The sequence below is a fragment of the Novosphingobium sp. FKTRR1 genome, assembly GCF_020404405.1.
Lineage (GTDB): Bacteria > Pseudomonadota > Alphaproteobacteria > Sphingomonadales > Sphingomonadaceae > Novosphingobium.
The window spans coordinates 148,318-162,048 of sequence record NZ_JAIZDA010000005.1; the positions used below are offsets into that span (position 1 = coordinate 148,318).

The 13,731-nt window shown below is 65.3% G+C and carries 12 protein-coding genes; 4 read left to right on the forward strand and 8 right to left on the reverse strand.

Annotated elements, in window-relative coordinates:
* Positions 1–85 precede the first annotated feature (85 nt).
* Together LDN95_RS07585 and LDN95_RS07590 are read right to left on the reverse strand one after the other, a co-directional pair.
* Positions 86–1,516, reverse strand: a complete 1,431-nt coding sequence (locus LDN95_RS07585; protein ID WP_226017052.1) for a coniferyl aldehyde dehydrogenase — start codon at positions 1,514–1,516, stop codon at positions 86–88.
* Between the two features lie 44 nt (positions 1,517–1,560).
* Complete coding sequence (locus LDN95_RS07590) at positions 1,561–2,382, reverse strand: A24 family peptidase (protein WP_226017053.1); 822 nt, start codon at positions 2,380–2,382, stop codon at positions 1,561–1,563.
* A 74-nt stretch (positions 2,383–2,456) separates the two neighbouring features.
* Between LDN95_RS07590 and LDN95_RS07595 the strand changes: the two genes are divergently transcribed.
* Positions 2,457–3,653, forward strand: a complete 1,197-nt coding sequence (locus tag LDN95_RS07595) for an acetyl-CoA C-acyltransferase (RefSeq protein WP_226017054.1) — start codon at positions 2,457–2,459, stop codon at positions 3,651–3,653.
* 31 nt (positions 3,654–3,684) lie between these two features.
* Here LDN95_RS07595 and LDN95_RS07600 read toward each other — a convergent pair whose 3' ends face one another.
* Positions 3,685–4,182: an SH3 domain-containing protein gene (locus LDN95_RS07600; RefSeq protein ID WP_226017055.1), complete on the reverse strand. Its 498-nt coding sequence runs from the start codon at positions 4,180–4,182 to the stop codon at positions 3,685–3,687.
* Positions 4,183–4,360: 178 nt separating this feature from the next.
* Between LDN95_RS07600 and LDN95_RS07605 the strand changes: the two genes are divergently transcribed.
* The 3 genes from LDN95_RS07605 to LDN95_RS07615 all read left to right on the forward strand — a co-directional run bounded on the left by LDN95_RS07605 (position 4,361) and on the right by LDN95_RS07615 (position 7,233).
* On the forward strand, positions 4,361–5,389 hold the full coding sequence (locus tag LDN95_RS07605; RefSeq protein ID WP_226017056.1) for a D-glycerate dehydrogenase: 1,029 nt from the start codon (positions 4,361–4,363) through the stop codon (positions 5,387–5,389).
* Positions 5,390–5,480: 91 nt separating this feature from the next.
* Positions 5,481–6,791 (forward strand): ammonium transporter, encoded by a 1,311-nt coding sequence (locus tag LDN95_RS07610; RefSeq protein ID WP_226017057.1) that lies wholly within the window; start codon positions 5,481–5,483, stop codon positions 6,789–6,791.
* A gap of 7 nt (positions 6,792–6,798) precedes the next feature.
* Entirely contained in the window at positions 6,799–7,233 is a 435-nt protein-coding gene (locus tag LDN95_RS07615; protein ID WP_226017058.1) for an ester cyclase, read from the forward strand.
* Positions 7,234–7,237: 4 nt separating this feature from the next.
* Here the strand turns inward: LDN95_RS07615 and LDN95_RS07620 are convergent, their stop codons facing one another.
* The 5 genes from LDN95_RS07620 to LDN95_RS07640 form a co-directional block, all read right to left on the reverse strand.
* The gene (locus LDN95_RS07620; protein WP_226017098.1) at positions 7,238–8,647 is read right to left on the reverse strand and encodes a nitronate monooxygenase family protein; all 1,410 of its coding nucleotides are present in this window, start codon (positions 8,645–8,647) and stop codon (positions 7,238–7,240) included.
* A 228-nt stretch (positions 8,648–8,875) separates the two neighbouring features.
* On the reverse strand, positions 8,876–10,003 hold the full coding sequence (gene prfB, locus LDN95_RS07625) for a peptide chain release factor 2 (protein ID WP_226017059.1): 1,128 nt from the start codon (positions 10,001–10,003) through the stop codon (positions 8,876–8,878).
* A 107-nt stretch (positions 10,004–10,110) separates the two neighbouring features.
* The gene (locus tag LDN95_RS07630; protein WP_226017060.1) at positions 10,111–10,659 is read right to left on the reverse strand and encodes a peroxiredoxin; all 549 of its coding nucleotides are present in this window, start codon (positions 10,657–10,659) and stop codon (positions 10,111–10,113) included.
* 119 nt (positions 10,660–10,778) lie between these two features.
* Entirely contained in the window at positions 10,779–11,120 is a 342-nt protein-coding gene (locus LDN95_RS07635) for a hypothetical protein (protein ID WP_226017061.1), read from the reverse strand.
* A gap of 46 nt (positions 11,121–11,166) precedes the next feature.
* Complete coding sequence (locus tag LDN95_RS07640) at positions 11,167–13,698, reverse strand: penicillin-binding protein 1A (protein ID WP_226017062.1); 2,532 nt, start codon at positions 13,696–13,698, stop codon at positions 11,167–11,169.
* Positions 13,699–13,731: the final 33 nt, after the last annotated feature.

The window sequence follows — 13,731 nt, forward strand, 5'->3', positions numbered from 1 at the left end:
CATACTTTCGTCCAAGTGCCCGGAAAAGCGCGCTCGGCCGGGCAAATGAGCACCCGGCCATCCGCCCGCCATCCGTAGACGTCGCTTACTTCATCTGCATCTTCAGCGTGCGTTGCGTGGCCTTGCCATAGGGTGGACGCAGCCCGCCAAGCGCGGCGACGTTGATCTTGGGCTGGGTGTAGACCGAACGGGTATGGCTGAAACTGCGGAAGCCCTCGATCCCGTGGTAACTGCCCATGCCCGACGCCCCGACCCCGCCGAACGGCAGTTCGTCGGCGGTGATGTGGAAGATCACGTCGTTGACCGTGACCCCGCCCGAGATCGTGTGGGTCAGCACCCGCTCGCGCTCGGCCGCATCTTCGCCGAAGTAATAGAGGCCGAGCGGGCGGTCATGCGCGTTGACGTAATCGATCGCCTGATCGATCGAGCGATACGACATCACCGGCAGCACCGGGCCGAAGATTTCCTCCTGCATCACCTTCATGTCTTCGGTCACGCCGGTCAGGATGGTCAGCGGCAGCTTGTTGCCGTTGCTTCCGGCAAAGTTCTCGTTGCCCGGATTGACCACGATCGCCTCGGCACCCTTGTCCCTGGCGTCGGCCACCAATCCTTCAAGCCGGTCGCGGTGGCGACGGTTGACCACCGAGGTGTAGTCATCGTTGGCCAGCAATGTGGGATACATCGCGGCGACACCGGCCTGCACCGCATCAATCGCCTGCCCCTGCATGTCCTCGGGCACCAGCATATAGTCGGGCGCAAGGCAGATTTGCCCGGCGTTCATCATCTTGCCCAGCGCGATACGCTCGGCGCTCCGCTTGATATCGGCGCTGCGGCCCAGAATTGTCGGCGATTTACCGCCCAGTTCCAGCGTCACCGGGACCAGATTATCCGCCGCCGCGCGCATCACGTGCCGCCCGACCGAGGTGGCGCCGGTGAAGATCAGGTGATCGAACGCCAGCCCGCAGAAGTCCGCCCCCGCCTGCGCGCCGCCCAGCACCACGCTGGCTTCCTCGACCGCAAAGTACTTGGCGAACAGTTCGGCCATGAGTTCGCTGGTCCGCTCGGTGAACTCACTGGGCTTGATCAGCGCGCGGTTGCCCGCAGCAAATACTTGCGCCAGCGGGGACAGTGTCAGCCCGACAGGGAAGTTCCACGGCGAGACGATGCCGACCACGCCCTTGGGCTCAAACCTCACCTCGGCGCGCGCACCCAGCAGGCCGAGCGGAAAATTGACCTTGCGCTTTTCGGGGCGGCTCCACGCCTTCATCGTCTTTTGCGAATGGCGGATCAGCCCGATCGAAGGCATGATGTCGGTCATCAGCGACTGTTCGTGGCTGCGGTGGCCGAAGTCCTCGCTCATCGCGCGGGCAAGCGCTTCGGCGTTGTCCTTAGCCAGCGCGGCCAGCCGCTCCAGCCGGTCATGCCGAACCGAAAGCGGCTCGGGCCGTGCGGCAACAAAGGCGGCCTTTTGCCGATCGAGCAAAGTCTGCATCGCGTCTTTTGCGGATTCAACCATGACATCCCCCCGAAGTGTCGCACCACTAGCGAAGGTGGCGCGAATCAGCCGGTCACCATTCCGATGAGGAACACCGGCCATGCCGTAGCGGCAAGGCAGGTTCCCAGCGGCAGCGCCGTTTCTGCCGTGATCTTACGCCCGCAAACCCGCATGGCAACCGCCGCCGCAAGGCCAAGCAGACTTGCCCCCAGCAACACATGGATCAGCCCGACCGGCCCAACCCACAACCCGATCGCGCCAAGTAACGGAGGATCGCCCCCGCCCAGCCCATCTCGCCCGCGCAAGGTCCGGTACAGCATCGCAAGGCCCGCAAGCAGCGCATATCCGGCAAGGCCAGCGCCAAGCGCGAGCCATAGCGGCAGCGCATCGCCAAGGCTCCACGCCTGCCACAAGGCAAAGGCCAGCCCGGTCACGGCAAGCACCGCAGTCAACGCGCGGGGTAGCCAGAAATGGCGCAAGTCGAGCAGTGCCAGCAACAGCAGTAGCCAGCCGAGCACGGCCACCGCGCTCGCCGATACCGGGTCCGGCGCGGTCAGCAACGCGCCGACCGCAACACCCGCCCCGCCCAGTTCGCACACGAGCTGCCACGGCCCGATCGCCGCGCTGCAAGTCCGGCACCTGCCCCGTAGCACCAGCCACGAGACCACCGGCACCAGTTCAGCCGGACCGAGCTTGCGGCCGCAACCATCGCATGACGACGCGCCAGTGACGATCGAGCGCCCTTGCGGCAGGCGCACGAGCGCGGCGCCCAGAAAGCTGCCGACGCAGGCCCCGGCCGCCGCTGCCATCACCACAAGTACGCCGAACAGGTCAGGCGTCATCCCGGCCTCCCGCAACGCCTGCCCTGCGCCATAGTCGAATTGCATTGCCGGTCGCTCACCGGTATTGCGCTCGCATACCCCGGACCTTGCGTCCACCCCCTGAACAGGAAGGCAGTTTCATGGCCCAGTTCTCCGCCGCAGATCCGATCGTGATCCTGTCCTATGCGCGCACCCCGATGGGCGCGATGCAAGGCGCGCTGGCCGATGTTTCGGCAACCGAGCTTGGCGCCACCGCCGTCAAGGGCGCGGTCGAGCGCTCGGGCGTCTCCCCTGACAAGATCGAGCGCATCTACATGGGCTGCGTACTGCCCGCCGGGCTGGGACAGGCTCCGGCACGTCAGGCCGCGATCAAGGCCGGACTGCCCACTTCGGTGCAGGCAACGACGGTCAACAAGGTTTGCGGTTCCGGCATGCAGACCCTGATCATGGGCGCCGAAGCTCTCGCCTCCGGTTCGATCGACTATGTCGTGACCGGCGGCATGGAATCGATGACCAACGCGCCCTACCTGCTCAAGAAGCACCGGTCGGGTGCGCGCATCGGCCACGACACCGCCTATGACCACATGTTCCTCGATGGGCTTGAGGACGCGTATGAGGCGGGCCGTGCGATGGGCACGTTTGCGCAGGATACCGCCAACGAATACCAGCTGACCCGCGCCGCGCAGGACGATTTCGCCATCGCCTCGCTCACCCGCGCCAAGACCGCGATCAGCGAAGGCGCCTTCGCCGACGAGATCGTGCCCGTGCTGGTCAAGTCGCGCGCCGGTGAAACGCTGGTCGATACCGACGAAGCCCCCGGCAAGGGTCGCCCGGACAAGATCCCGGCGCTCAAGCCTGCCTTTGCCAAGGACGGCACGATCACCGCTGCAACCTCGTCGTCGATCTCGGACGGCGCCGCCGCGCTGGTTCTGACCCGCCAGAGCCTGGCCACTGCCGAAGGACTGACGCCGGTGGCCAGGGTCGTCGCACTCGCCGCACATGCGCAAGCGCCCAAGGACTTCACCACCGCCCCGGTCGGCGCGATCACCAAAGTGTTGCAGCGCGCGGGCTGGTCGGTCGATGAGGTCGATCTGTTCGAAGTGAACGAAGCATTTGCCTGCGTCGCGATGTTCGCGATGCACGACCTTGGCATCGCGCACGAGAAGATCAACGTGCATGGTGGCGCAACCGCGCTGGGTCACCCGATCGGCGCATCGGGCGCACGCATCGTCACCACGCTGATCGCTGCGCTCAAGCGCCACGGCAAGTCGAAGGGCGTTGCCAGCCTTTGCATCGGCGGGGGCGAGGCAACCGCACTGGCCATCGAACTGGTCTGAACGGGCCAGTCAATGCAGCGCGCCCTGACGATCAGGGCGCGCCCGCACCCCACATCGCGGTCTGGCTGACAAAGCCCTGTCGGCCGTCGATATCGACCTTGCACCAGCCGCCCACACAATCACCCAGACGCCCGACCACGCCGGGAGCCGCACGCCACAACAGGCGGCCGCTGCCGTCCTTGTTCTCGCGGATTTCGGCGGGCCCGCCCTTGACCACGCCGGTATGCACCTTGCGCGTTACGAATTGGGTCAGCATCCAGCCGCGCGCACCGTCCTGGTCTTCGACCAGCACCCAGCCTTCGCGGGCGCGCAGCACCTTCACCGGCACTCCGCCGCGAACATAGATCCAGCTAATACGATAATCGCGCCCCGGCCCGACCCGCATGTTGGCCTGATCCTTGCGCAACGAAGCCCAGAACGGACCGCTGTCATCATCGGCTGCACGGGCAGGCTGGCCGCAAGCGCACGACAGGGCAAGCGCTGCCGCAAGCATGGTTCTGCCAATGCGTAATGCGCTGGTGATCGTCATGCCCATCCTTCCTGCCTGTTACCAATCATCGGTCGCAAGCCCGACCGTTTGTCAGATAAGGCGATACAGCAAAGCGTGCCAAGGGCAACATGGCGTGCCGGAAGGCGGTGAGCGTCAAAGACTGTGGCGATCACCCGCTTGACCGCGCCCCATCCCCCGGCCTAGCCATGGCCTCATCATGACCGCCAAGCCCCGCACCGCAGACTTGCGCCCTTCGCGGCGAATCGAAGGCCGCCCGAGGGTTTTCGTAACCCGCCGCCTGCTGCCCGAAACCGAGGCGCGGATGGCCGAACTCTTCGACACGACGTTCAACCCGGACGACAGGCCGTTGTCGCGCGCCGCGCTGGCTGAGGCCTTGCAGCAAGCGCACGTGCTGGTTCCGACCGTGACCGACACCATCGACACCGACCTGATCACAGGGGCCGGGCCGCAGCTTGGCCTGATCGCCAACTTTGGCGCCGGCACGGAACACATCGCGCTTGCCGCCGCCCGCGCGCGCAAGATTCCGGTCACCAATACCCCCGGCGTGTTCACCGACGATACCGCCGACATGACCATGGCGCTGATCCTGTCGGTCACGCGGCGTCTGAATCGCGGAGGGCGTATCCTGCGATCGGGCCAGTGGCAGGGCTGGAGCCCGTCGACGCTGCTGGGCCACCGCGTTGGCGGCAAGGTGCTGGGCATCGTCGGCATGGGCCGGATCGGTCAGGCCGTGGCGCACCGCGCGCGCGCGTTCGGGCTGAGCGTGGTCTACAACAGCCGACATCGTGTGCCTGAGGCACTCGAAACGATGCTGGCCGCGCGCTATGAACCCGACCTCGACCGGTTGGTGGCAGAGGCCGACATCATCACGCTGCATTGCCCCGCAACGCCCGAAACCCACCATCTGATCGATGCGCGCCGGATCGCACTGATGAAGCCCGACGCCATGATCATCAACACCGCGCGCGGGCAGATCGTCGAGGAACCAGCTTTGATCTCCGCGCTGATCGAGGGGCGGCTGGGCGGCGCCGGGCTCGATGTGTTCGAGCATGAGCCGCAGGTCGATCAGCGGTTGCGCGATCATCTGAACGTCGCAATCCTGCCGCACATGGGCAGCGCCACCTTCGAAGGCCGCATCGCATCGGGCGAAAAGGTGATTGCCAACATCCGCTTCTGGGCCGACGGCCACCGCCCGCCCGATCAGGTGCTGGAAGGCTGGGCCTGAAGCATTAACCAATCCGACGTTATAGCAGGCGCCCGCCCGTCCGCGCACCCTGCACTGGGTTGGAGTGGAAGATGAGTCCGGGAGATCGCAGGTGACGAAGAAGCTGGTGGCAACTTTGGGTCTGGCAGCGCTGATCGCGTGGCCGACGCTGGCGCTGGCGCAAGCTGAGCCAGGCGCGCTTGATGCCGCCGACAGCGGCGATACCGCGTGGTTGCTGACAGCGGCGATGCTCGGCCTGATCGCCGCCCTGCCCGGCCTTGCCCTGTACTATGCCGGACGCGCGCAGCGCGGCGGGTTCGTGGCCGTGGCGATGCAGGCGGGAGCCATCGTCGCCGTCGTGTCGCTGCTGTGGGTCATGGTCGGCTACACGCTTGCGTTCGGCACCGTCGGCAGTGGCTGGCTGGGCGCGGGCAACGCCTGGATGCTGCTCGATCTGGGCAATGTGCGCGGCGACAGTGCCGTGCCCGAAAGCGCCTTCGTGCTGTTCGAACTGGCCTTCGCCCTGATCGCGCCGGTGCTGATGACCGGCGCCTGGATCGACCGCGCGCGTTTCGGCTGGGTCGTCGCCTTTGCCGCATTGTGGAGCCTGATGGTCTATGCGCCCGTGGCGCACTGGATCTGGGGCGGTGGCTGGCTGGCGAGCCGCCTTGGCACGATCGACTATGCTGGCGGTATCGTGGTGCACACTTCCGCTGGCGTTTCGGCGCTGGTCGTCGCGCTTCTTTTGGGCCGCCGCGCCACGCTGGGCGAACATCCAGCGGCAAACGCGCCGGGCCTCAGCCTTGGCGGCACGTTCCTCGCATGGATCGGCAGCATCGGTCTCGCCGGAGGAGCCGCGCTCGCCGCCAATGACGATGCTGCCAGCGCCATCATCAACACCCATGCCGCCGCTTGCGCCGGTGCGCTCACCTGGCTGCTGATCGACCGGATCGCGACAGGCAAGGCCCGCGCGCCCGGCCTCGGCAGCGGAGTGATCGCAGGGTTGGCGGCGATCTCGTCGTCAGCCGGGCTGGTCGCGCCGGGTGCCGCCATCCTGTTCGGCGCAGTCGGAGCATTGGCAGGTTACGTCACGGTCACACTGCTGCGCGACAGGCTCGCGATCGATGATACTGCCGGGGTGTTCGCGGTGAACGGCGTCGGCGGAATGGTCGGCGCAGTCATGCTGGCGCTGTTCCTCGCCCCGGTGCTGGGCGGAACCGGCTATGGCGAAGGGTTCGGCCCCGTCCGCCAGTTGCTGGCGCAAGGCGTTGGCGTTGGCGCGGTTGCCGCGTGGAGCGCGATTGCCAGCGTGATCGCGGGTCTGATGGTCTCGATGGTCGTGCCGATGCGCGTGACCGAGGCCGAGGAGCGCGCCGGGTTGGACGCATCCAGCCACGGCGAGCCTGCAACAGCAACAGATTGAGAACCAGATGAATCGCCACCAACGCCTGATCCGCTTCATCGACGAAGTGTGGAACAAGGGTTCAGTGGCGACGGCTGTCGAATTGATCGCGCCGACGTATGTCATCCGGCACGATCCCGGTGACCCTTGGGACGGTCAGACGCTCGATCGCGAGGGCTTCGTCGCCCGCCTACAACAGAGCCGCGCGCCCTTCCCCGACCAGACTTTCACCATTTTGACGATGACCGGGTCCGGCGACGCGCTGGTCATCACCTGGACCTGGCAGGCCACCCATCTGGGCGCGCTGGGGCCGTTTGCGGCAACCGGCCGAACGATCCGCATGAGCGGCGCCACCGTCTATACCTTCGATGCCGATGACCTGCTGACCGGTCACTGGCAGGTGACCGACCGGCTGGGCGTGTATCAGCAATTGCAGGCGGGCGCCGCAGCCCTACCAGGCTGACAGATCAGTCGCCGGTCAGGATGCGATCGACCAACTGCTTCACCGTTGGGGTGAAGTTGTTGGAATAGAACGGATCCTGCTTGAAGCGATAGGCCGCGTGCCCGGCGAACATCAGGTTCTGGTCGATATCGCCGCCATGCGCGATGTCCTGCAGCGTCTTCTGGATGCAGAAGCTTCGCGGATCGGCCAATCGCCCGGTCGAGTAATCGTCGTGATCCTTCCACGACGAGAACCCGCAGTGCGACAGGCAGCCCATGCAGTCGGCCTGATCTTTGCGGATGCCCTCACGCTCGGTCGTGGTGACGAACACCACCGTATCGTCGGGCGTGCGCAGCGCATGGGTATAACCGGCTGCCACCCAACCGCGTGCGCGCTCAAGATCGGCGGGCGTCACCCAGAAGTTCTTGCCCTTCACGCCGACATCAAGCTGCACGGTGTGCTCGCCTGCCGAAACCTTGGAATAAGGCACCTGCCGTTCAGAGCGCGCCTCAAGGCTGCGCAGGAACGGATTGCGCACCGCCGACGAATAGAAACCCGTCGGTGAAAAGCGGTGCAGCAGCACATCGCCCGGATCGAGCGTGCGCAAGTGGTCCTTCCAACCCTGCGGGATCGGGCTTTCGGCGGTCAGCAGCGGACGGGTGCCGAACTGGAACGCGATCGAACCCAGTTCAGGGTTGTCGATCCAATTTTCCCATTCGCGCAGGAACCACACGCCACCGGCCATCACGATCGGCACATCGTCCGACACGCCTTCGGCGCGCATCGTGTCGCGCAGCGCCTTGACGCGGGGATAGGGATCTTCGGGCTTGCGCGGATCTTCGGCGTTGGAAAGGCCATTGTGCCCCCCGGCGAGCCAAGGGTCTTCATAGACCACCGCCGCCAGCAGGTGCGAAACCTTGTGATAGGCGCGCTTCCACAATGCGCGGAAGGCGCGGCCCGACGACACGATCGGCAGGTAGTGGACGTTGAAACGCGCAGCGATTTCCGAAAGCTTGTAGGGCATGCCCGCACCGCAGGTCACGCCGGTGACCATCCCGCGGGTCTTTTCCAGCACACCTTCAAGCACTTGCTGCGCGCCGCCCATTTCCCACAGCACGTTGATGTTGATGGCGCCCTTGCCGCTGGCGATGTCATAGGCGCGGCGCACTTGCTCGACTGCGCCGTCGATGGCGTAGCGGATCAGTTCCTCGTGCCGCTCCTTGCGGGTCAGGGCGTTGTAGATTTGCGGTACGATCTTGCCTTCGGCGTCATAGCTGTCGGCGTTGACCGCGCTGACCGTGCCGATTCCCCCGGCCGCAGCCCAAGCGCCCGAACTGAGGTGGTTGGTCGCCGCCACGCCCTTGCCGCCTTCAACCAGCGGCCAGACTTCGCGGCCACCATAGACGATTGGCTTCAAACCCTTGAAAACAGACATACCCATCTTTCAGCCCAGTCGTTCCTCAGCCAAAGTCAGCCCCTGCCCTTTCGGCAAGCCACGACCCCTTCCCGGTCTGGTTCGGCAGTTCCCCTGAACCGCACCACGACCGGGCATTTCACCCGCACTCGGTGACTTAGGGGCAATTGCGCCAAAGCGGAAGCCCACGGCTACACTCACCCAACGCTGCGGCCCCATGACAGGGGAAAACCGCAAGAATTTGCATGATCAATCGTCGTCCTCGACCGACACCTTCTCGCCCGTGACGCGCTGCGACAGCGCCGCGGCCATGAACGGGTCAAGCGCGCCATCGAGCACGTCGCTCGGGTTGGTGCTGACCACGCCGGTGCGCAAGTCCTTGACCTGCTGATAGGGCTGCAGGACGTAAGAGCGGATCTGGTGCCCCCAGCCGATCTCGGTCTTGGCGGCGTATTCGCTGCTGGTCACGGCCTCGCGCTTGGCCAGTTCGGCCTCATAGATCCGCGCCTTCAGCATGTTCATAGCGGTCGCGCGGTTCTTGTGCTGGCTGCGGTCATTCTGGCTGGCCACGATGATCCCGGTCGGGACGTGCGTGATGCGCACCGCCGAATCGGTGGTGTTGACGTGCTGACCACCCGCACCCGATGCGCGATAGGTATCGATCTTCAGGTCGGACGGGTTGATCTCGACCTCGATGTTGTCGTCGATTTCGGGATAGACCCACACCGAACTGAACGAGGTGTGCCGCCGCGCCGAGCTGTCATACGGGCTGATCCGCACCAGCCGGTGCACGCCGCTTTCGGTCTTGGCATAGCCATAGGCGTTCTCGCCCTTGATCAGCAGCGTCGCGCTCTTGATCCCGGCGGCTTCACCAGCGTGATAATCGACCAGATCAACTTTGTAGCCATGCCGTTCACCCCAGCGGGTGTACATGCGCTGGAGCATTTCGGCCCAATCCTGGCTTTCGGTGCCGCCAGCGCCCGCGTGAACTTCAAGATAAGCGTTGTTGGCATCGGCTTCGCCCGCCAGCAGCGCCTGCACCTTGTCGGCATCGGCGCGCTGGGCCAGCGCCGCCAGCGAGGCGAGGCCGTCCGCGACAATCGCTTCGTCGCCCTCCATCTCGCCCAGTTCGACGAACTCGATGGCGTCAGCCATTTCCTGGCCGATCTGGCGCACCGTGCCGATCGACGCCTCAAGCCGCCGCCGCTCGCGCATCAGCACTTCGGCAGCCTTGGGATCGTCCCACAGCTTGGGATCCTCGACACGGGCATTGAGTTCATCAAGCCGCCGCACCGCGCGGTCCCAGACGAGGAACTTGCGCACGAGTGCCAATGCGGCCTCGATGCGGTCTATGTGGGCCTGCCCTTCGGCACGCATGATCGTCTCACTCCAATTGCACGAACCGCGCCGCATAACGATGCGGCGCGGCAAGTAAAGCCGGTTATGACGCGTGGCCTCAGCGCGCGCGGATCACCAAGCGGAGATCAACGCCCGGACTTGAGCTTGGCAACGGCCGCGAGGGTCAGCTTGACGTGGTCGGCATAGTTCATGTCCGAATGGACCAATGCGATCTTGCCGTTGCGCGCGATGACATAGCTGGTGCGGGTGGTGTAGCCGCTGGACACACCGTTGGACTTGAGATCGACGTCATAGGCCTTGATCACCGCGGGCGTGGCGGCAGCGACGGCAAACTTGTCGCGGCATTCGGCGGTCGAAAACTTCTTGAGCGTTTCGATGTCGTCGTTCGACATGCCGATCACGGTTGCCCCGGACTTGGAGAACTCGGGGGTCGATTCGGCAAAGGCATGCGCTTCAAGGGTGCAGCCCTGCGTGAACGCCTTGGGATAGAAGTAGAGCACGACCGGCCCCTTTTTCAACAAGGCCTTGAGCGAAAAGTCGAAAGGCTTTCCGGCCAATGCCCCCTTCGCTGAGAAGTCGGGAGCCGTGGCGCCCGCCTTCAGTTCGGCATGGGCGGCAGCAGGGCTGAGCAGGGCGAAAGCCGCGAGCGCGGCAAGAATGCGGTTCTGGGTCATGATCGGCAGACTATCACAGCATCAGCACACCTCAAGCGGCGAGATTTGCGGATTCACCAAAGACCGAACCAAACCGGAAACATCCCGCCCGCAAAGCTCCAAAACCGCGCGTACTGAGCTTATCCGTCCGCCTCAAGCCGCGCCAGCCAGGCCTGCGCCTGCTTGGGCTCGCCCACCGCATCGGCACTGACCGGGCCCCGCGCGGCCAGGAATTCACGCTGCAATTCAAATTCTGGCAGGCACAGCGTCTCGCGCGCCTTGTCGATCGCATCGCCCAGTTCGGCCAATTCATCCAGCACCGGGGCCAACGCAGCTTGCGTCTTGCGGTCGGCGGTGTGGTTGAACAGCCCCCACTTGCCCGCCGCGGTCACGCGCAAAGCCGCGATCAGCGCCGCGCGGTATTCCGCTTCCAGTTCGATGCGGCGGATATCCAGACGGTCAAGACGATCAGCTTTTGCCATACAATCGGCCCTATACCCGAGGTTCGGGGGCGGCAACCGCCGCGCGTCAGTAAATCCCGCCCTGTTCCTCGACAAAGTCGCCCTCGCCGCCCTGATCGGACGGCGCGCCTTGCCCGCCGCGCGCGGCGCGGGCCTTGCGCAGGGCGTTCATGACCGCTTCCTTGACGCTCATTTCCTCGGCGCGGACGGTGCGGCGCGGTTCGGTATCGGGCTTGAACGCTTCCCAGATGACCCCGGCCTTCGCTTCCTGATCAGCCGGCGTTCCTTCGAACACGCGGCGCCCCGAAACGCGGTCGATGCGCACCATGCGCACGCCAGCGGGCACCGCGAAGGGTTCATCACCCCAGCGCGGCCGCGTGGCCTGCACGAACTGCTTGAAGATCGGTGCGGCGATGCGTCCGCCCTGCGCATACCCGCCAAGGCTGCGCGGCTGGTCATAGCCCATGTAGACACCGGCAATGATGTCGGGCGAGCCGCCGACGAACCAGACGTTGGTCGGACCAGAGGTCGTGCCGGTCTTGCCGAACAATGGCAAGTTGAGGTCGCGCAGTGTTTCGGCGGTGCCGCGCACTACCACGCCTTCGAGCATGTGGACCACCTGATAGGCGGTGCGCGCATCGATCACCTGCCGCCCGGACACGCGGAAACGCGGCATCGGCCGGCCATCCCACTGCGCCATGTTGCAGGGGCTGCAATCGCGATTGTCGGCGCGCCAGATGACCTTGCCGTTGCGATCCTGCACATAGTCGACCAGCGACTGGTCGTGCTGCAATCCGTGATTGGCCAGCGCGGCATAGGCGTTGACCATATGCGCCACGGTGGTGTCGCCCGCGCCAAGCGCCATCGAAAGGTAGGGCTGATAGTCGCCGATGCCGACGTTCTTTATCGTGCGCACGACCTTGTCCATGCCGGTATCGTTGGCGATCCGCACGGTCATCAGGTTGCGCGACTGCTCCAGCCCCCAGCGCATGGTGTGGCTGCCAGAGCCACCCTCACCACCAAAGTTGCGGAAGCATTTCTGGCCCAGCGCCGCGCCCTGATAGACGCAGAACGTGCCGTCGAGCACCATCGAGGCCGGGGTCATGCCGTTGTCGAGCGCGGTAGCATAGACGAACGGCTTGATCGTGGAGCCGGGCTGGCGGTTGGCCTGCGTGGCGCGGTTGAACGAGCCAAGCCGCGCGTCAAATCCGCCCTGCATCGCCAGCACGCGGCCGCTCTGCGGGTCTTCGACCACCATGCCGCCTGAAACTTCAGGGATGTTGCGCAACGAAAAGCCGTTGCCGTTGGGCGCGACGACGATCACGTCGCCGGCCTTGGGCCCCGGTCCGCCCGGTATGCCGTACAAGGGCGCGGTGCGCCCATCGGCAAAGCCGATCGTCCCGCCAGAGCCACTGCGCCCCAGCACGACGCCGACGCGCCAGTCCTGATAGCGGATGCCGATGTTGGCGGTGACCAGTTCGGCCTGCCAGTTGCCGCTGACATCGATCGTGGCGACCGGCCCGTGCCAGCCGCGTCCGCCGGAATAGCGCAGCAATCCGGCGCGTAAGGAATCCTGCGCCGCACTTTGCAACTGCGTGTCGAGCGAGGTCCGCACCCACAGTCCACCCGCATAGACGCTGTTCGGGCCATTATCGGCATTCTCGCCGAACTTTTCGATCAACTGGCGCCGCACTTCTTCAAGGAAATATCCGGCATCGGCGGTGTAGTTCTCGCTGCGCCGGGGTACGAGGCCAAGCGGCTGCGCCTTGGCTTGCGCGGCCTGATCGGCAGAGGCCCAGCCATTCTTGACCATCTGGTCGAGCACCCAGTTGCGCCGCTCCAGTGCGCGCTCGACATTTTTGGCGCGGCCATACGTCTCGGGAGCCTTGGGCAAGATCGCCAGAAATGCGGCCTCATTCAGCGCCAGATCGCCCACATCCTTGTCGAAATAGGCGCGCGCGGCGGCCTGAACGCCAAAGCTCTGCCGCCCGAGCGGGATTTCATTGAGGTAGAGTTCAAGGATCTGCTGCTTGGACAGCACCGATTCGATGCGCCGCGCCAGAATCATTTCCTTGAGCTTGCGCGTGACCGAATATTCGTTGCCGATCAGGATGTTCTTGGCGACCTGCTGGGTGATCGTGGACCCGCCCCGCGCACGTTGACCCGATCCGAACTTGGTGGCGTAATCGATCACCGCGCCCGCCAGCCCGGTGAAATCGACCCCGCCATGGCTGAAGAACGACTTGTCCTCGGCCGACAGGAACGCGTGGATCAATGGATCGGGAAAATCGACATAGCGCAGTTGCACGCGGCGTTCGCGGGCATAGCTCGACACGATTTCGCCATCGGTGCCGCGCACCATCGTCGGCAGCGGCGGTTGATAGGTCAACAGCTTGTCAGCGCTGGGCAACGTGCGGATGACGGTGACCCAGACGAGCGCATAGAGCAGAACCAGCGCGGCCAGCGCATAGACCCCAAGCCGGACCAGCCGACTTGCCCGCCAGACCGGCGCGACTGCGGCGCCTGCACGACCAAACAGGCCGGACGCCTCGCGCCGGATACGAAAGCGGGAGCTGCTGGGTGCGGGTTCTTCGGCCATATCGCAAAGGGCCTTAGCACGCCCAGCGGCGCG

Coding starts and splice junctions, on each gene's coding strand:
- LDN95_RS07585 (WP_226017052.1), bottom strand. CDS start 1,516: ATGGTTGAATCCGCAAAAGACGCGATGCAGACTTTGCTCGATCGGCAA.
- LDN95_RS07590 (WP_226017053.1), bottom strand. CDS start 2,382: ATGCAATTCGACTATGGCGCAGGGCAGGCGTTGCGGGAGGCCGGGATG.
- LDN95_RS07595 (WP_226017054.1), top strand. CDS start 2,457: ATGGCCCAGTTCTCCGCCGCAGATCCGATCGTGATCCTGTCCTATGCG.
- LDN95_RS07600 (WP_226017055.1), bottom strand. CDS start 4,182: ATGACGATCACCAGCGCATTACGCATTGGCAGAACCATGCTTGCGGCA.
- LDN95_RS07605 (WP_226017056.1), top strand. CDS start 4,361: ATGACCGCCAAGCCCCGCACCGCAGACTTGCGCCCTTCGCGGCGAATC.
- LDN95_RS07615 (WP_226017058.1), top strand. CDS start 6,799: ATGAATCGCCACCAACGCCTGATCCGCTTCATCGACGAAGTGTGGAAC.
- LDN95_RS07620 (WP_226017098.1), bottom strand. CDS start 8,647: ATGTCTGTTTTCAAGGGTTTGAAGCCAATCGTCTATGGTGGCCGCGAA.
- prfB (WP_226017059.1), bottom strand. CDS start 10,003: ATGCGTGCCGAAGGGCAGGCCCACATAGACCGCATCGAGGCCGCATTG.
- LDN95_RS07630 (WP_226017060.1), bottom strand. CDS start 10,659: ATGACCCAGAACCGCATTCTTGCCGCGCTCGCGGCTTTCGCCCTGCTC.
- LDN95_RS07635 (WP_226017061.1), bottom strand. CDS start 11,120: ATGGCAAAAGCTGATCGTCTTGACCGTCTGGATATCCGCCGCATCGAA.
- LDN95_RS07640 (WP_226017062.1), bottom strand. CDS start 13,698: ATGGCCGAAGAACCCGCACCCAGCAGCTCCCGCTTTCGTATCCGGCGC.